The sequence below is a fragment of the Glutamicibacter sp. MOO4 genome (assembly GCF_056934395.1).
The window spans coordinates 796,553-814,855 of the sequence record NZ_CM167800.1; the positions used below are offsets into that span (position 1 = coordinate 796,553).

The window sequence follows — 18,303 nt, forward strand, 5'->3', positions numbered from 1 at the left end:
CTGGAAATACCTACGAAATCTTCCCCTGCCACACTGGAAGCACCACATAGTTTGGTGGGGATCGCGGAGATCGGCAGGCAACCGTTGAGTCTCCCACGTTGAACCGGGCAGCGGCGCCCCTTGCACGAAGGGGCAGATAATGTTTGGGCTCGAGCTAGTTGTCATATTGGGAATCACCATCGTTGTGTGTACCGGGTTGGCCAGCCGGCTGCATATCGCACCCCCGGTGCTTCTGTTGCTTGGCGGTCTTCTGTTGGGTTTTCTGCCAGCACTTCGCGAAGTCTCCCTGCCACCTGAAGTGGTGCTGTTCTTATTCCTTCCAGCGTTGCTCTTCTGGGAGAGCCTGACTACCTCGCTGCGCGAGATTCGAGCTAATCTTCGCGGAATCATTCTTGCCAGCACCTTACTTGTGCTGGTTACCGCTGGAGTCGTGGCTAGCATTGCGCATGTATTCGGCATGGCTTGGGGCCCAGCCTGGGTGCTTGGCGCGGCACTGGCGCCCACTGATGCCACGGCCGTTGGTGCACTGACCCGCACCTTCACACGCCGAGACGTGACAATTTTGAAAGCCGAAAGTTTGATCAACGACGGCACAGCTTTGGTCATCTATGGCATCGTCGTCGGAGCTACGGTAGGAACCGAAAAGATCACTATTGCTCATGTCTCATGGTTAGTGCTTCTGGCTTATGCCGGCGGGATGCTGATCGGGGCGGCCCTCGCATGGACCATACTGCGATTGCGCGCTGCGATGGATAGCCCAACCCAAGAAACGGTACTGACCTTCTTGACGCCATTTCTTGCATACTTCATCGCAGAGACCATCGAAGCATCAGGGGTGCTGGCCGTAGTGACTGCCGGGCTCATCATGAGCCAAGCCAAGCCGCGCAAGTCACGTGCCGCATCCAGGCGTCAGTCCCATGGCTTTTGGAGCCTGTCCACGTTCTTACTGAACGCTTCACTCTTTGTGCTGGTTGGGCTTGAAATGCAAGCGGCCATGAGGTCACTGGACTCCAGTCTCATTGCACGGGGCTCGGTGCTGCTGGTTGTCATTTCACTGGCCTTGGTCCTAGTGCGCATTGGTCACCTCTTCTCGGTGACCTACATTATTCGCTGGATAGACCGGCGCCCGGCGCAGCGTCTTCGCCGAGTCAGCCACAAAACACGCATCGTTAATGGCATGGCGGGATTCCGCGGAGCGGTGTCTCTAGCCGCAGCACTTGGCGTGCCATTGCTGGTGGCCTCCGGTGATCCGTTCCCGGAAAGGGAATTAGTTATCTTTGTCACTTCAGGCGTCATCGGAGTGAGCATACTTGTCCAGGGTTTGCTACTGCCGGTGGTGGTCCGATGGGCCCAAATGACGAGGGATACTGCCATCGACGAGGAACGCTACTTGGCCGAAAGAACGGCAACCGAGGCGGCCCTTGTTGAACTGGACGAAGCCGCCACCGTCCTAGGCGCGGACAAAGCCGTGAGCCAGAAGCTACGCGAGGATTTCGAAACCCATCTGCGTATCCTCAACGCCGGAGCCACGGACGGTGAAGGCGACGACGAGGTACGTCGAGACCGGCAATACCGGGCACTGCGCCTGCACATGTTGGAGCGTAGGCGTGAGACCGTCATGCGTCTGCGCAATGAGGGGCACATCGATGACACTGTCCTACGGCTGATCCACAACGACATGGATGTCGAAGAGCTGCGGCTAGGACCCGAGCGATTCGATTAAAGCTCGGATCCCATTTTGCCGCGTGGGAACTTAGACGAGCGGATTGATACAAAATCTAGTCAAGGTCCAGCGTGAAATCAGAACCATCCTTGCGCGGAATGGTGATGGTTCCCAGCTCTTTCGCCGTTGCCGGTTCCATTGCTACCGAGACAATCCCAAAGTCGGTAGCTTTGAACTCCACCGGTGGACGTAGATCTTCGTGATTGCCCGGAATCTTCAGCAAGACGGTACGGACGTCTTTCTCTGCCACATCTGGTGGAAGCATTGCCAGAACAACGCCGGGCTTTTTGTCGCTGCCATCGATGTTCAGCGTCAAGCCGTCCTTCTGTACCTCAGCGGGAGCGTCGCATTCAGTTTCGGGACCGTTAATAGTTGCACTGCCGTCACCGTCTCCGCTTTGCGCCCAGGCAACCAAGCATAGGTCGCCCTCTTTATTGGTTGCAGCAAATTCTTGGGCGTAGGACAACGGTGCCAGGGCCCTAAAACTGGACTTCTTGATGGATGAATCGTTGAACTTCTGGGACGGTCGGTCCTCGTCCGTCTGCGGCTTGGCCAACGTGGGAATGATGTCTTTCGCGCTGACGGATGCCGGTGACTTAGATGCCGAGGCAGATGGTGATGCCGATGGTGTGGCGGATGATTTATCCCCTTTCTGCGACTGGCTAGTTGCAGAAACTGGCTCCGCCGAAGTGCCGGATTCTTCGCTTGTTGGGGACGCTGCCGAGCAGGATGTGGCCAGAAGAACGGCGCTGAGTCCAATGAGTAGCGGGAGCTTTGATTTCATCAGAAAACCTCGAAGTCTGTTGTGGATGCATCAACAAAGATGACGATCGTGCAGTCGATGGGGCTCATCGCGTTTGGACCAGCTGAACAATTGCCTGAGTAATTAACAGCACGTAGCTTTGCGTTTGAACCGCTCTTAGAACAAGACGCTAACATCAGTCGAATCCGCGGGGCAAGCATTTTAGTCAAGATAATTGTTGAAAGAGATCAATCGAGGACTGTCGATAGTTTGAAGGCGAAATTTAGGTGAAGACTGGCATGGTGAACCATCAGGACATGACTTGTCTTGATGGTCTTCACCGGTCTTCGCGCTCAAGTGCTAGTTGCCCAAGAAGTCCAGTGCTTTCTCCTTGAACTCGCGACTGGTCACCGCATTGGCATGATTGCGCCCGGCCAGCCACAACACCTCGTTCGCAGTTCCCGCGTCTCGCAGTAGTCGGCGCAACCGAGGCATGGTGGTTGCAAGGTCATCCTGGTCGCCAGCAACTAAAAGCGTGGGGACCGAAGGGATCTTCGCTGCGGGATCGTATGGCTCTGACTTGATGGCTTCGATCAACTCAAATAGGGTCGTGAGGTCATTGCTTGGTTCGGCGGAGGCAATCTTCATGATGGTTGCCGTGTAGTCATCGTTGATCGGTTCACCGGAAGTGACGTTGGCCTGAGCTTGCGCAAGATTAAAAGCGGCCAGCGGGTCGCCGGCTCCTGGGCCACCCATGATCAGGTGCTCCACCAGGTCTGGATTAAACGCCGCAAACTCCCACGCAAGGCGAGAGCCGAGCGAGTAGCCGATGACATCCACTGGTCCTTCATCTAGCTCCATGACAATCGCTGCCAGCGACTGGCGAATCTGGCTAGGTGCCCAGTTTCCCTCATTGCGGTGTGGGTCCTTGCCGTGCCCGGGCAGATCGACGAGCAGCACATTGCGCCCGGCATCAGTGAAATATTTCAGCCAACGCGAACGCTCCCAATTCAATTCGCCAGATGAGGCGAAGCCGTGGATGAAAAGCACGGAAGGGCCACTCACCTCAGCGTTTGTGCGAATCACTCGAAGATTTAGATCCAGTGTCATGCCATTGATCATAGGCCATTGTGTCCTGAATTCAGGACAGAGGTTAGCGTCAATCGAGACTTAATGTCAGAATGACTCTAACGAAATCTATGTAGTGAAAATGAGGTAACAACATGTCATCGGTACCCGGATGGGCCAACGTCAACGAGCGGCGCAACCTGCCGCCGGCCCTGGCAGTCTCCACGGTGATCCTTGGCATCCGAGAAGGACAAGACGGTGGCCCGGATAAACTCTGCCTACCGCTGGTGCGCCGAATCCGAGAACCACACCAGGGACTGTGGGCCCTGCCCGGCGGACCCGTTGACGCACAAGAATCCTTGGGCCAAGCCGCGGGACGCAACCTGGCCGAGACCACCGGACTGCGCCCTAATTATCTTGAACAGCTATATACCTTCGGTGATATCGATAGATCTCCAACCCACCGTCTGGTCACCATCGCCTACTTCGCCTTACTTAATGCCAACCAAGTGGGCACAACGGTTCAAGACGAAAATGTGGCGTGGTTCGACATCGATGATCCACAGATCGCGCAGCTGGCCTTCGATCACCGCAAGATCGTTGACTACGCGTTGTGGCGACTACGCAATAAAACCGAGTACGGGCAAATTGCGCATCGATTGCTGGGCGAGCGCTTCACCCTCACGGCATTGCGCGGCGTATATGAAGCCATCTTGGGACGACGGCTAGATCCTGCGAACTTCCGCCGCACGCTGAAGAACACCGCGACCATCGAGGTCACCGATGAGTACCTCGCTGGCGGACAACACCGACCTCCGCGACTCTACCGCTATGTAGGCCACGGACCTGACCCGCTGGAAGTCGATCCCACGCAGGCCTAGAACTTTTCACCAGCTTTATCTTTTTTGATTCGCAAGAAATGGACAACCCCATGAGCACCGAACTAACTGACAACTTTGGATCTGTCGCACAGAACATCACCCGGCTAAACCTCTTGGCTCCAGAATCCACCTGCTCCACCGACCTGGCCGCAAACCCGTGGGATACCCCAGCCGGTTATGGTCCCGGAGCTTCCCAAGAGGACAAGATTCCTTCCGGGTACCCGGTGCAGGGCTCCATTCCCGAAGAGTATCTGAAAGCCAGCGATGCTGAATTGGATGCTCGGATCGTGGCGGCCAAAGAAAAGCTGGGGGAGAAAGCAGTTATCCTCGGACACTTTTATCAGCGCGATGAAGTGGTGAAATACGCGGACTTTGTTGGTGACTCTTTCCAGCTGGCCAACGCAGCCCTGAGCCGTGACAAGGCCGAGGCGATCATCTTCTGCGGTGTGCACTTCATGGCTGAAACCGCCGACATTCTTTCCCGTGATGACCAGGCCGTTATCCTGCCCAATCTGGCTGCTGGCTGCTCGATGGCCGATATGGCTGATGGTCCCAGCGTGCAAAAGTGCTGGGAGGACCTCACGGCGCTGTACGCAGATGAAGAAGATGACGGACGGATGCCGGTTATCCCGGTGACCTACATGAACTGCTCCGCTGAACTCAAGGCTTTTGTGGGTCGCAACGGGGGATTGGTCTGCACTTCATCCAACGCAGCGACCGTCCTGGAATGGGCCTTTGAACGCGGACGCCGGGTACTGTTCTTCCCTGATCAGCACCTGGGTCGTAATACCGCCAAGGCTATGGGCGTGCCACTAGAGCAGATGCCAATGTGGACACCGCGTAAAGAACTGGGCGGCAATGAGTCCCAGACTTTACTCGACGCCAAGGTCATTTTGTGGCACGGTTTTTGCTCCGTGCACAAGCGCTTCACCCCGGCCCAAATTGCCAAGGCGCGTGAAGACTTCCCCGGTGTACAGGTCATAGTGCACCCCGAATGCCCAATGGAAGTTGTCGACGCAGCAGACTCTGCTGGCTCCACCGACTTCATCCAAAAAGCTATCGCTGCTGCTACGGAACCAACTACCTTCGCCATTGGTACCGAGATCAACATGGTCAATCGTCTGGCTGCCCAGTACCCACAGCACACGATCTTCTGCCTTGACCCAGTGATCTGCCCCTGCTCCACCATGTACCGGATCCACCCCGGCTATCTCGCTTGGGTACTAGAGGAACTGGTAGAAGGACGCGTAGTCAACCAGATCACTGTGCCAAAAGAACAGCAGGGTGACGCAAAAATTGCCCTAGAGCGCATGCTGGCAGCAAAGCCATGAACAAGGCATTAAAGGAAGACCGGAAGCTGGTGATTATCGGCTCCGGTGTGGCTGGACTCTGCGCAGCATTGGAGGCCGCTCGGTTAGAACTGCCAGTAGTCATGGTGACCAAAGAGCAACTAGGTGCCGGAAACAGTGCCTGCGCTCAAGGTGGACTTTCGGCGGTGACAGCTCAAGGTGAGGCAGTAGGAGATAGCGTGGCTAGCCACGTAGCTGACACCTTGCGCGCTGGTGCCTGGTACGGCGGTCAAAATGCGGTTCAGGAACTATGCGGTGCAGCTGCCGAGCTGGTCAGCACGCTGGAAAAGTATCAGGTCCACTTTGATACCGATACGGCAGGCAACTATGAACTTGGGCTGGAAGCCGCGCACAGTGCTAATCGGATTCTGCATGCAGGCGGAGACGCTACGGGCGCAGGATTAGTCGCTGCGCTGACACAGGCCGTTCGCGCCGCTGCCTATGAAGGGAAAATAGATCTTCTAGAACATGCTCTGGTCACCGAAATCGTTTCCGGTGATGATGGACAGCGCACGGTGAACTATCTACAGGGAAATCAGCAACAGTCTTTCAAGGCTGATTCGGTGCTCATCGCTACCGGTGGTATCGGCTCCTTGTACCAAGCGAGCACCAACCCGCAAGGTGCAACCGCTGACGGAATTGCGTTAGCTGCCCGTGCTGGAGCGGTGATTAGTGATCTGGAATTTATTCAATTCCACCCCACCTTGGTTGACCCAGCACTTCACCCGAATGCCGGCATGATCAGCGAAGCGGTACGTGGCGAAGGTGCCGTCTTGGTCAATGAACTCGGCCAGCGCTTCATGCTGGAGATTGATGAGCTGGCAGAGCTTGCACCACGCGACGTGGTGGCCCGAGCGATCCACGCCCAATACCAAGCAGGCCATCAAGTCTTTATCGACGCCCGCGAAATAGAGAGCCAGAGAGAAGAAGGGTTCCTCGCCAGCCGTTTCCCTTCCATTAGCGCGCGGCTGAAAGCGTGCGGACTGGATCTTGCAGTGGCCCCAGTACCTGTGGTGGCAGCCCAGCACTATGTCATGGGTGGAATCCACACCGACACCCATGGACGTACCAGTGTGCCAGGGCTCTATGCAGCCGGGGAATGTGCCAATACCACTGTGCACGGGGGCAATCGTTTGGCCAGCAACTCGTTACTGGAAGCGATGGTCTTTGCCCGCAAAGCCATCTACGTCATGAGTACCGATGCACCGACACGAGTCTGCGAGCTCAGCGACCTACAAGTTACCCAGTTGCCACCGGTGTGGACCAAAGCGCCATTGGACCTAGCTCAGCTACAAGCATTGGCTAGTGAGCACCTCGGGGTACACCGCAGCGGGCATGGACTTGAACAGCTAATTTCCGTACTGGATGCCAGCGTCCCGGTAGCTCAAGAGCAACGTGCCCAAATTGAACTCAACAACCTGTTCACCAGCGCACGAATCATTGCCTACGCCGCGCTGACCCGTAAACAAAGTCTCGGAGCGCATCACCGACTTGATGCGCCAGCTGGCAGTGATAACAACAGACAGCGTTTCGGTTGGGTCCTAGATACCGCGAAGCCAATAATCAATCAGTCTGAAAGCAAGGAAGTCCACGCATGAACCAGCCCATCCGTCCAGTACCGGCCCAAGCTATTGATCGCATCTTGGACATCGCTTTTGCTGAAGACAATCCACGGGGAGATCTCACTGCAGATTCCATCGTCCCGGTGGGCGCGGTGGCTACCGCAGTAGTCAGCGCACGTGAACCTGGAGTACTTGCCGGAGCCGAAGTCTTTACCCGGGCCATGAAAATGATCAATGCTCAGATTGAGGTCACTGCGCTGATCCAGGACGGAGAAAAATTTGAGGTTGGAGCGCAACTGCTCAAAGTTCACGGACCAGCAGCCTCGGTATTGACCGCAGAGCGGGTAGCACTGAACCTATTGCAGCGTATGAGCGCTATCGCCACAGCTACAGCGCAGCTGGTAGACCTCGTTGCGCACACCAAAGCTCGCATTGCCGATACCCGAAAAACCACACCGGGCCTACGGGTACTTGAACGGTATGCAGTGCGTTGTGGTGGGGGAGTGAATCACAGAGATAATCTCTCCGACGCATTCATGGCCAAAGATAACCATCTGGCATTGCTCGGTGAGGGTGAAGAGCTCACTAAAGCGCTGGTAGCGGTTCGCGCCCGGTTGGGACACACCACCGCCATGGAAGTTGAAGTGGATCGAATCGAGCAGATCCCCGCAGTTCTGGCAGCCGGGGTAGATGTGATCATGCTGGATAACTTTGATCTTGCAGACATCCCCGCAGCTATAAAGCTCATTGATGGGCAGGCCATCATCGAAGCCAGCGGCACGGTTAGCGCTCAAACTGTCGGACCTATCGCTGAAACGGGCGTGGACATCATCTCCAGCGGAGCCATCACCCACTCGGTGCGAGCCATTGACCTCGGTTTGGATATGGTTATTGCATGATCTACATGGACGCCGCCTCCACCGCACCGCCGAGACAAGAGGTTCTTGACCTCGTCACCCCGCTACTTACTAGCAACTACGGCAACCCGGCGTCCCTACACGAATTGGGCCACCAAGCTAAGCGCGCCAGCGACTGGGCCCGCGCTCAAGTTGCCGATCACCTCGGGGTAGACGAAAGCGAAATTTACTTCACCTCTGGTGGCACCGAAGCCGATAACACTGCAGTGATCGGTGCAGCCTTGGCCAATCCGCGTGGAAAAGTTGTCGTGACCAGTTCCATTGAGCACCCGGCTGTACTAGAGGCCTGCGCCTATCTGGTGCAGTTCCATGGCTTCACCCACCGCATGATCCCGGTAGGGCGTAACGGAATCGTGGACATGGACGCAGCCAATGACCTCATTGATGAGCACGTCGCAGTGCTATCGGTGATGGCGGTGAACAATGAAGTTGGAACCATCCAACCCATCAAGGAACTAGCTTCACTTGCACACGCAGCCGGTGCCTTGATGCATACCGATGCGGTACAGGCCGCTGGATGGCTGGACGTTGCGCTGCTCGCCTCCCACGTTGATGCACTGAGCATTTCTGGGCACAAGATTGGCGCATTAAAAGGAAGCGGAGTCCTGTACTTCAGCAACCGTCATCGCCTGGTCCCTTTACTGCACGGTGGGGGACAACAAGGCGGTGTACGCTCAGGCACTGAGAACCCAGCAGCTGCAGTAGGAATCGCACGAGCCCTGCAACTCGGCGCCGAGCAGCGTGAAGCATCAGTCGGTGATAGCTACTCGAAGTACCTCATTGAGCGCATCACCAAGGAGGTGAACGCAATCGCGCCAGGCCTAGTAGAACTCACCGGGGATCCTGAACAACGAATCGGCGGCATCGTTTCCTTCGTCTTCCCACGCACCGCGGGCGAAACAGTACTCATCGAGTTAGAACGTCGAGGAGTGCTGTGCTCTTCTGGTTCGGCCTGCTCGGCCGGAAGCACCGAACCCTCAGCTGTGCTCACGGCCATGGGGTACGAGGAGGAACTCGCACATACCGCCGTACGTTTATCCTTCACCCGCAGCACCAAGGAAAACGAGATCAGTCAGGTAGCCAGCGCGGTGGTCGCCACCATCAAATCTCTGGTGAGCTAAGCAGCCAGAGGCTTAGCGGTCAGCAGCTTACCGCTCAGCGACAAAACGCTTGGTGACGGAGATGTCTCGGTCGCCAAGGCCCGCATCAATGACTTCCTCAATGGCCGCACGTAGCTGGGGCAGTAACACCACATTGGTCTCGGTGGCTTCGGCGATCTCGTTGGCACCGTGAAGATCTTTACGCATGTACTTGATAGCACCAGAAGGTGAATCATCACCTGAGACCAGCCGATCTTTACGGCTATCAAGTAGGCGCGACGACGCGTACCCGTGACCCAATAGGTCCCACATGGCTTCCAGATCTAGCCCGGAACGCTCAGCCAACACCGACGCTTCACCCAAGGCAAAGATGGTGGCGCTGACAACCAATTGATTACACGCCTTAGCAACCTGACCGGACCCGAGTTCGCCTAGACGCACCGACGTGCCACAAGGTGCCAATGCCTCAGATGCTCGTTCACAAAGAGCTTGTGATCCGCCAAGCATGATGGAAAGCGTGCCTGCTTTGGCACCATCCTCACCGCCTGAGACCGGTGCGTCGACGACGTAAATGCGCTCGCCGAAACGTGCGGTGAGGTCTTCAGCTAGTTTGCGTACCCCGGGGGCCGAGCACGTGGAGCCAATAAGAAGCAGTAGTGGTGGGGCTGTTTCGGATCGCTGTTCCAGCCCGGCCAAGAGTCCTTGGGGGCCTTCCAGGGTTTCGCTGATCTGTGGAAGGTCCGGAAGCATAAGTAGAACTTCATCGCATTCGGCCGCTAGTTGTGCCGCATTGGATGCCCACCGAATGTTTTCTGGGTTTGTGCCGTCTTCCAACTCTGATCGTAGGTCGGTGAGCACCTGGTCTTCCGGTCGGCTGGAAGTCACGGTAACCACTCCGTGGCCCTCGGCTAGCAGTCTGGCCATAGGACGTCCCATGGCTCCAAGACCGATCACGCCTACAAGAGGTGTGTTCTTTTGTACTGGTGAATTCATCAGCAACTCCTTTGTTGTGAAGTGGAACGACGTAAAAAAGGGTGGTCAATATAGAGAACTCTGTTCAATATACTGTCCAAGACGCTATGCTGTCACCAGACGGAAGGAAAACAGAGCAATGACGCCTACAACACAACGCCTGCGCGTGGGAATCGCCGTAGATGTACCCGCAGCAGATATTGAACTCATGCAAGAACTCGAACCCCGCTTGGATTTCATTTATGAACCGGGGCTTTACCGGCCCCAGCGCTGGCAAGGTGACTGGGAGGGTGATCCGCAGTTCACGCGCACGGCCGAACAAGCTGAACGCTATCAAGAGATCATCACTTCATCACAGGCACTCTTTGGAATTCCGGACGTAAACCCAGGACTTCTGAAGAAGACCGTGGGCGAAAACTCGGAACTTCGCTGGGTGCACACCACTGCTGCCGGTGGTGGCGCGCAAGTTAAAGCCGCAGGGCTGACCACGGAAGAACTGGAGCGCGTCGCCTTCTCCACCAGTGCCGGAGTCCACGGTTCAACTCTGGCGGAATTTGCCCTCTTTGGTGTTCTGGCCGGTGCAAAGAATCTGCGCAAGCTTGAAGCTGACCAAGCCAATAAGTTTTGGCCCTCGGAACGCTGGGGTATGCGCCATCTAGATGAGATGACCATTCTTGTTGTTGGCCTCGGCGGCATTGGTACCGCAGTAGCGGAACGCTTTAAGGCCTGCGGATCTACCGTTTGGGGAACCTCGCGTAGCGGCCAACCGGTTACGGGTGTAGATCGACTGATTGATCCTTCCAAGCTGGCCGAAGTGGCTGGTCAGGTAGATGCCATTGTCGCCACGCTTCCAGGCACCAAGAGTACCGAAGGACTGCTGGGTGCTGACGTCTTTGAAGCGGTCCGCGAAGGAACCATCTTTGTGAACGTGGGACGTGGAACTGTGGTTGATGAATCTGCGCTCATCCCTGCATTGCAGGCCGGTCGAATCGGATTTGCTGCCCTTGATGTGGTGGCTCAGGAACCGTTGGATCCGAACAGCGTTTTGTGGGATCACCCGAATGTTTTGATCAGTCCGCATACAGCTGCGCTGAGCAGCCAAGAGACTACGCGAATCGCTCGTCTCTTCGCTCATAATGCAACGTGCTTCCTGGATGGTCAGGACTTGCGCAACAAGGTCGACACCGTAGAATTCTACTAATGACAAGCGAAATTGAGGTTACTGAAGGCACCGGCGAACGGGGTAATAGAGACCCTGCGCCGGCGGTGACCCGAGCCTTGGGAATTCTAGGTCTGCTTGCTGAAGCCGATGGTCGTGCGCTCTCACTTAGTGAGCTCGCACGAACCTTGGGCATTGCCAAATCCTCCTGCGCCAACCTTTGCCAAGCATTGGAAGACGGCGAAATGATACGGCGCACCAGTGACGGATTTGGACTGGGTCGACGCAATGCCGAACTTGGCGGAGCGTACTCGCTGCAGTTCAATCAGGTGCGCGAATTCTTCGGGCTCATCTCATCCTCACCCACCCTGCGTGGTGAGCTGGTGCAGATTGCCATGCTTGATGGCGCGGACGCGCTGTACTTGGCTCGTCATGAGGGGCGTATGCCTTACCGCTTTGGTGCTCCTCTGGGTTCGCGGCTACCGGCCGTCTTTAGTGCGGCGGGTAATGCGCTGCTAATGTCGCTCACCGAAGATCAGCTGACCGAACATATCGACCAGAATCTGCCATTGCGCAGTGGGATTGATGGTCTGGAAGTGACGCCGAAGGAACTTCGTCAACGTTTGACGCTGGCGCGTGAGCGTGGATTTGCGGTGGATGAAGGGCATTCAACCAGTGGCGTTACCGGCGTAGCCGTACCGTTGGCTGCCTGGTCGCCAGGTGATCCGCCATTGGCTCTTGGAACTGCTATTCCGATGGATCAGGCTGACCCGTTACGTGTGGCTGCTGTAGGTACTGCACTACGCGAAGTGGCTGCGCGTCTTGAAAATCCTTGGAGAGCCCGCGCCGCACGAGACTAATTGTCTCTAGCGAAAACTAAATAGTGTTTTAGAGCGTCACCTCGTTTCCCCTTGTGAAGGGCGTGCGAGGTGGCGCTTTTGTTTTCCAAGAAATATCAACCAAAAATAATGTGTCCAATATGTTGTACAGCGTTCGCTATGCTGGTATCTTCAATTCAGGTAGAAGTGATGTGCTTCACTCGTCAAAGGAGACCACCATGAATTCAACGCCAACGGGAGCCACCGGCTCCGGCGGTTCAGCACTTGATGCGAACTACGCTAAAAACCTGCAACGGGCCACCTTGGCCTCGAGTATTGGTAGTGCACTGGAGTATTTCGACTTCGCTCTGTACGGCTTGGCCACGGCGCTGATTTTCAATGTGCTCTTCTTCCCGCAAGGCGATCCGGCCATGGCCACGGTGGCAGCATTCGCCACCTTTGGTGTTGGATTTATTGCTCGGCCTTTTGGCGGCCTGTTCTTCGGAATGCTCGGTGACCGGCTGGGGCGAAAGATTGTCCTGATCATCACCATCATGCTGATGGGCGGCGCATCAACCCTGATCGGTGTATTGCCGACCTATCAGATGGCCGGCATCTGGTCCCCAATTCTGCTGGTGCTCCTGCGCCTCTTGCAGGGCTTCGGCGCAGGCGCCGAACAAGCTGGCGCTACCGTGCTGATGGCAGAGTACTCGCCAACTGCGCGACGCGGTTTCTTCTCGGCCTTGCCATTTATCGGCATTCAGGCCGGAACTCTGCTGGCCGCAGTGGTGTTCTCGCTGCTGACCATGCTTCCCGAAGAAGCATTGATGACCTGGGGCTGGCGTGTACCTTTCCTAGCATCATTCTTGCTGATCATCCTGGCCGTGCTTATCCGTTCAAAGCTGGAAGAAACCCCAACCTTTGTTGAGATGGAAAAGCGCGAGCAGGTTTCAGAGCACCCACTGCGTGAACTCTTCCGCAACGGTTTCCCCGGCGTGCTGGTAGGTATCGGTCTGCGCATGGCGGAAAACGGTGGCTCCTACATGTTCCAGGGCCTGGCACTGAGCTTCTTTGTCACCGTTGTGGGTCCAGAAGCCGACAAGGGCTTGCTTACCTGGGGTGTGACTATTGGTTCGCTGATCGGTGTCTTCTCGGTACCGTTTGCCGGAGCACTCTCTGATCGTTTCGGACGTCGAATCATTTATCGTGCCGGCGCGGTCTTCATGCTGGTGTACTCACTGCCAGCATGGTGGGCCTTGACCCTGGGCAGCCACGCCTTGGCCATTGCCGTGATCGCAGTGGGCATCGGCATTGGTGTTGCCACGATGCTTGGCCCACAGTGCGCCATGCTTCCTGAACTCTTTGGCAGTCGTCACCGTTACTTGGGTGTGGCTATGGCCCGCGAAATCTCTGCAGTGCTCGCCGGTGGTTTGGCCGGTGTGCTCGGTGCCTACCTGATTGCCATCACCGATGGCAGCTGGTTGGTCTTGGGACTGTATATGGCAGTGCTTTCGGCCATCACCGTAGCTTCGACCTTCTTGGTTCCTGAAACCCTGCGTCGAGATTTGACCCGCACCGACGATGCAGTCAAGATTTCCTCGGTAGAAGCAGGCGACGATGTCTGGCTCTCCGGCAGTCAAGGTATGGGTGCCTCGGCAGTTTCTGCTCGCACCTCCTTCACCGTAGACCGGGAGCCGGTCTCGATGGACGAACGGTAGATCCCAACGGCCACAAATGACCGTGGGTAGATAACCAAAACTCAAAACGCGAACCTCCAAGCAACTCGGTTGCTTGGAGGTTCGCTTTGTTCTGGGCAAAACACTAATTTTGTGAACCCTGCTACTGGGGGACTGGTTTAGTGGTCTGGACTACCCAGAAGTAGTAAAATGACGAAAAACTTGTTACTCGGCGTAAGTTTTGGCGCTGAGATGGCTGAATTTAGGTGCGCAGAGCGCCGCGATGTGGCAAAGTTACACTGGGCGCAGTCCATAATAGGGCGCGGCACCGGCGCAGTCTCGTGGCTGAGGCCAAAACTAAAGTCAACTCGCATCATTAGTTCGGGTAGCGCTAGACCACGCACATCAGGTGGCAAGCGACTGCACTGAGCCACAAACAGAAGGACCCTATGAGGATTCCTGGACGTAGTGCCGCCTTAGCGCTGGCCGTAACCATGACCATCGGAACAGGTGCACAGGCAGCGGTTGCAACCGCAGCCACCCCTGAAGTTCCCAAATCATTGCCTTCGACTAAGCTCAACGTCGCAGCTGCAAAGTCCACAGTCACCAAGCGCACCACGGCGAATCTGCGCTTGCGTGCCAAGGGCAGCACATCTTCGGCCACCTTGGCGGTCATTCCCAAGGGAACCAAACTCACCATTTTGGGCACCAGCGGATCATGGAGCAAGGTTCGATACGCTGGCAAGACCGGTTGGTCTTCCAACTCCTACCTAGCCACCGTCTCCGCGTCGCAAAACAACGGTGGCGCCGTGCGCTACACCATTGCCAATCTGAACCTTCGCAGTGGCGGTGGAACCAACTATCGCTCGCTGGGTGTGATCCCTAAGGGTGAGCGTGTCACCGTCCTGAAAACTTCAGGTGGCTGGGCCAAGGTTTCTTCTTCCAAGGGCACCGGCTGGTCCAAGGCCAGCTACCTCAAGTCCTCGGGCGGTTCCTCGACCCCAGAGAAGTCCACCCCGGAAACAACGAGCACTTCTCGTTACACCACAGCTAACCTGAATCTGCGTACCGGTGCTGGACTCAGCTACCGTTCACGGGGTGTGATCCCCAAGGGCGAAAAGGTCAAGGTCTATCGCTCCTCGGGCAACTGGGCTCAGGTTTCAACTTCCAAGGGAACAGGCTGGGTCAGCAAGTCGTACCTCGGCAATGCCGCTACGCCGCAGAAGCCACAACCAGCGCCTAAACCAGAGCAGACTCCTACCAAGACTGCCTACGCCACTTCCAGCGTGAACCTTCGTTCCGGTCCGGGAACTAACTACCAGATCAAGGGAGTTGTTCCGGCTAGTTCCAAGGTTCAGGTACTCAGTGCCGAGGCCGGCTGGTCAAAGGTTTCCGGCAGTGTTGGTGTTGGCTATGTCGCCTCTAGCTACCTGAGCACTTCGGCAACTGGCTCGTCAACCAGCGGGGTGCGCAGCGATACCCGACTGGTCATGAACACTGTCAGCAGACTATTCGCCGGCGATTTCACCTCACTGGGCACTCTGCGTTCAGGCTCTGTAGGCCATAGCTCAGGACGAGCAGTAGACGTGATGATCCGCAATTACCAGAGCGCCTCAGGCGTTCAGGCCGGTGACCGCATCGCTCAGTTCCTTCTGGATAACCGTCAGCAGCTGGGCATCAGCTACCTGATTTGGCAGGACAAGATCTGGTTGGGTGAGAGCAAGGGATGGGAGCCATACTCTACTTCAGGTAAGTACGGCACTCAGTTCACAAACAACTGGACTGACAACACCCGACACATGAACCATATCCATGTGGAGACCTTTGGTGATTCTGCAACCGGTGGGGCACTAAACTACCGCATGCTGAACGGCTAAAAGCAACGCACAAAGCAGTAGACGCTTGAATATTGTGTTCAAGCGTCTACTGCTTTAATAGGCCTCGGCAGCCGGAGTGCTGGCTCGTCGCACCGCAGCCGGGGCGTGAAGGGCAGCGGGCCAATGAAACCTGACAGAGCTTTCGCCCTTCAGCTCCAAGACTCTGGCGCCTGGCTACAGCGTGTTATAGGTTGGGCGTGTTGTGAACGCTGTCTGCGGGGAAGGACCTGACCCCGCATTTGATATGTGCTTCACCGAACCTTGGGCTCCGCCCCGCAGACGTTTCAGATATCTCAGGAGAACCATTGATGGCCTCATCCCGCATTGTCATTGCCGGTCCGGCCACATGGAATCATCTGATCAAGATGGATCACCTACCAGAACCGGTACCTCACACGCAGTTCGCACAGTCAGCCTGGCACACGGTAGGCGGAACAAGCGCGGGTAAAGCACTGCATCTGGCCGGGCTGGCAGCGGATGTTGAGCTATGGACCAGTTTGGATGAGGACACAGATGGCACTCGGGTAAAAATCCTGCTCGAAACCGCCGGAGTCCACGTTCAGGTCATCCCAAGCAAGGACACCGAACGGCACGTTAACCTCATGGCTGGTGGAAGCCGAGTTTCCGTCTATGTCTCTACGGTCTCTGCACCAACAGCCGCGTCGGTAGCAGCCCTTTGTGAGGCAGTAATGGGCGCACGTGTTGCGGTCATCGACCTCAGCGTCGTGGGCCAGCACCTCTTGGATTTGTTACCTGTTGAGCACCCGCCACTGTGGATGGATCTACATGACTATGACGGGTCCTCGACCTTCCACGAACCATTTCTGAGCCGGGCCAGCACAGTCTTCATGAATGACGACGGAACTGATGATCCCTGGACGCTCATGAAGTCCTGTCTTGAACGTGGCCCGCAGCTGGCGGTGTGCACCTTGGGTGCCAAAGGTGCGATCGCCTTGGAAGCTGACGGCACCCGGCACCAGGTTGCAGCCGCACCGGCAACAATAGTTGACACCAACGGTGCAGGCGATGCGTTCATGGCAGGGTTCCTCGCTGCAACTCTGAACGGTAACGACGTCCAGGAAGCGTTAAGCGCGGCCGCGCACCAAGCTACAGAAGCTCTAAAAACCAGGCACTTGCATCCGGTGCTCGCCGAGCTCTGGCAGCCGATTGATTAGCAGTTAGCTGACTATGTCCAAGGGCTGCGGCATTTTATTGTGATGATTTAACGCAAGTACTTGCCAGAGGCCCAACCGTTTTTACCGGCGTACTTCACTGGGTACCACCCCGATTTTTTGGAACCGGTGACGCTCACCTTTTTACCCTTGGGGATTGTCAAGATGATTCGGTGGTTGGTTCCGTTACCGGATCGCATGTTCAGGTTTTCAGTCGTCTTAGCCGACTTTGCCTTGATGGTCTTGGAGTCATCCTTTTTTGGAGTGTCCTTGGACGTATTCGATGGCATGGAGATGTTCTTTAGGTACTTGCCAGAAACCCAACCGGTCTTTGAACTGTACTGAACCTGGTACCAACCCGAATTCTTGGAACCGGTGAGCTTGACGGTTTTGCCGTTAGGAATGGTCAGCAAAATTCGGTTGCCGGTGCCAGCGCCGCTACGCATATTCAAATTTGCGCTTGTTTTTGCCGTTCCCTTGGCGCTCTTGGAAGGAGGAGTGGTGGACTTGCTTCCGGCAACACCGTAGTAGGCGTCAAGAGTTTTCGCGCCTGAGTTCTTGTAGCTCTTGGCCAGTGACGTTCCCAAGTAGCGGAAGTGCCATGGCTCGTACGAGTATCCCGTGATCGATTCTTGGCCCTTCGGATAACGAAGGATGAAGCCGTACTTATGTGCATTCTTTGCAACCCAACGGCCAACAGGAGTATCGGCAAAGCAGGCTTGCAGGCCGCAAGCGCTGTTGTTGTTTCCAACATCGATGGCCAGGCCCGTTTGATGCTCGCTGGTTCCGGGGACGGCCGAAATCTTAGATGCGTAGCTCTGACCGTAGATTCGTGTGTAGTAGTTGTAGAGCTCCGCCTGACGGGCGTAGGAACGGTAGCCGCTGACCGCACGAATCTTGACTCCGTCTTTGGCTGCTGCCTTGACCATCGTGGTGTAAGCAGATGATGCCGAAGATTTCAGGCGAACGTTAGTGCCTGGTACTGCAACTGTCTTAGGTGCGTATTTTTTGGGGCTCAACGGGTAGCTCTTGTTCACAAATACGTCGGTCCGGCTCGGATCACGCTGGATCTTGCGTGCAGCTATGTGTACCGCCGAGTCTACCGAGAGTGCTTGGGTGCTGATTTCGCTCGGCGCAGCAATGCTCGAAGTGGCAGAGGCTGGAGCTAACGGCATCAATGTTGCCATTAACGCAACACTTAGCGTCGTGGCCAGAGAAAGTCTAAGCATGCGTGGCGATTTCATGCGTGTGTCCATTCGGATCTCGAGTGATGTGCTGCTCATTTCA

15 protein-coding genes are annotated in these 18,303 nt (G+C 56.2%); 11 read left to right on the forward strand and 4 right to left on the reverse strand.

What is annotated here, in order from left to right:
* Nucleotides 1-139 precede the first annotated feature (139 nt).
* Nucleotides 140-1,723: a Na+/H+ antiporter gene (locus AC1Z3F_RS03665; RefSeq protein WP_483566575.1), complete on the forward strand. Its 1,584-nt coding sequence runs from the start codon at nt 140-142 to the stop codon at nt 1,721-1,723.
* A 55-nt stretch (nt 1,724-1,778) separates the two neighbouring features.
* Here AC1Z3F_RS03665 and AC1Z3F_RS03670 read toward each other — a convergent pair whose 3' ends face one another.
* Together AC1Z3F_RS03670 and AC1Z3F_RS03675 are read right to left on the reverse strand one after the other, a co-directional pair.
* Entirely contained in the window at nt 1,779-2,507 is a 729-nt protein-coding gene (locus tag AC1Z3F_RS03670) for a hypothetical protein (RefSeq protein WP_262197975.1), read from the reverse strand.
* Between the two features lie 318 nt (nt 2,508-2,825).
* The gene (locus tag AC1Z3F_RS03675; protein ID WP_483566576.1) at nt 2,826-3,551 is read right to left on the reverse strand and encodes an alpha/beta fold hydrolase; all 726 of its coding nucleotides are present in this window, start codon (nt 3,549-3,551) and stop codon (nt 2,826-2,828) included.
* 137 nt (nt 3,552-3,688) lie between these two features.
* On the opposite strand from AC1Z3F_RS03675, the gene AC1Z3F_RS03680 reads away from it, so the two are divergent.
* The 5 genes from AC1Z3F_RS03680 to AC1Z3F_RS03700 are packed head-to-tail and all read left to right on the forward strand — an operon-like array spanning nt 3,689 to nt 9,363.
* The gene (locus AC1Z3F_RS03680; RefSeq protein WP_262197973.1) at nt 3,689-4,414 is read left to right on the forward strand and encodes an NUDIX hydrolase; all 726 of its coding nucleotides are present in this window, start codon (nt 3,689-3,691) and stop codon (nt 4,412-4,414) included.
* A 50-nt stretch (nt 4,415-4,464) separates the two neighbouring features.
* Nucleotides 4,465-5,745 (forward strand): quinolinate synthase NadA, encoded by a 1,281-nt coding sequence (gene nadA, locus AC1Z3F_RS03685; RefSeq protein ID WP_262197972.1) that lies wholly within the window; start codon nt 4,465-4,467, stop codon nt 5,743-5,745.
* Entirely contained in the window at nt 5,742-7,361 is a 1,620-nt protein-coding gene (locus AC1Z3F_RS03690; RefSeq protein WP_262197971.1) for an L-aspartate oxidase, read from the forward strand. The genes nadA and AC1Z3F_RS03690 overlap by 4 nt, the downstream gene beginning before the upstream one ends.
* Nucleotides 7,358-8,224 carry a carboxylating nicotinate-nucleotide diphosphorylase gene (nadC, locus tag AC1Z3F_RS03695; protein ID WP_262197970.1) on the forward strand — a complete coding sequence of 289 codons (867 nt, stop codon included), beginning with the start codon at nt 7,358-7,360 and terminating at the stop codon, nt 8,222-8,224. Before AC1Z3F_RS03690 ends, nadC begins: the two co-directional genes overlap by 4 nt.
* On the forward strand, nt 8,221-9,363 hold the full coding sequence (locus AC1Z3F_RS03700; protein ID WP_262197969.1) for a cysteine desulfurase family protein: 1,143 nt from the start codon (nt 8,221-8,223) through the stop codon (nt 9,361-9,363). Before nadC ends, AC1Z3F_RS03700 begins: the two co-directional genes overlap by 4 nt.
* 27 nt (nt 9,364-9,390) lie before the next feature.
* Here the strand turns inward: AC1Z3F_RS03700 and AC1Z3F_RS03705 are convergent, their stop codons facing one another.
* Nucleotides 9,391-10,335 carry an NAD(P)-dependent oxidoreductase gene (locus tag AC1Z3F_RS03705; RefSeq protein WP_131087938.1) on the reverse strand — a complete coding sequence of 315 codons (945 nt, stop codon included), beginning with the start codon at nt 10,333-10,335 and terminating at the stop codon, nt 9,391-9,393.
* Between the two features lie 118 nt (nt 10,336-10,453).
* On the opposite strand from AC1Z3F_RS03705, the gene AC1Z3F_RS03710 reads away from it, so the two are divergent.
* From AC1Z3F_RS03710 to AC1Z3F_RS03730, 5 genes are all read left to right on the forward strand, one after another.
* Nucleotides 10,454-11,515, forward strand: coding sequence for a D-2-hydroxyacid dehydrogenase (locus tag AC1Z3F_RS03710; RefSeq protein ID WP_131087939.1), 1,062 nt, complete (start codon nt 10,454-10,456; stop codon nt 11,513-11,515).
* Nucleotides 11,515-12,333 carry an IclR family transcriptional regulator gene (locus AC1Z3F_RS03715; RefSeq protein ID WP_262197966.1) on the forward strand — a complete coding sequence of 273 codons (819 nt, stop codon included), beginning with the start codon at nt 11,515-11,517 and terminating at the stop codon, nt 12,331-12,333. Before AC1Z3F_RS03710 ends, AC1Z3F_RS03715 begins: the two co-directional genes overlap by 1 nt.
* Nucleotides 12,334-12,530: 197 nt before the next feature.
* Complete coding sequence (locus AC1Z3F_RS03720; RefSeq protein WP_262197965.1) at nt 12,531-14,009, forward strand: MFS transporter; 1,479 nt, start codon at nt 12,531-12,533, stop codon at nt 14,007-14,009.
* Between the two features lie 407 nt (nt 14,010-14,416).
* Nucleotides 14,417-15,844 (forward strand): SH3 domain-containing protein, encoded by a 1,428-nt coding sequence (locus tag AC1Z3F_RS03725; protein WP_262197964.1) that lies wholly within the window; start codon nt 14,417-14,419, stop codon nt 15,842-15,844.
* A gap of 308 nt (nt 15,845-16,152) precedes the next feature.
* On the forward strand, nt 16,153-17,019 hold the full coding sequence (locus AC1Z3F_RS03730; RefSeq protein WP_262197963.1) for a carbohydrate kinase family protein: 867 nt from the start codon (nt 16,153-16,155) through the stop codon (nt 17,017-17,019).
* Nucleotides 17,020-17,066: 47 nt separating this feature from the next.
* Here AC1Z3F_RS03730 and AC1Z3F_RS03735 read toward each other — a convergent pair whose 3' ends face one another.
* Nucleotides 17,067-18,260: a D-alanyl-D-alanine carboxypeptidase family protein gene (locus AC1Z3F_RS03735; RefSeq protein WP_483566577.1), complete on the reverse strand. Its 1,194-nt coding sequence runs from the start codon at nt 18,258-18,260 to the stop codon at nt 17,067-17,069.
* Nucleotides 18,261-18,303: the final 43 nt, after the last annotated feature.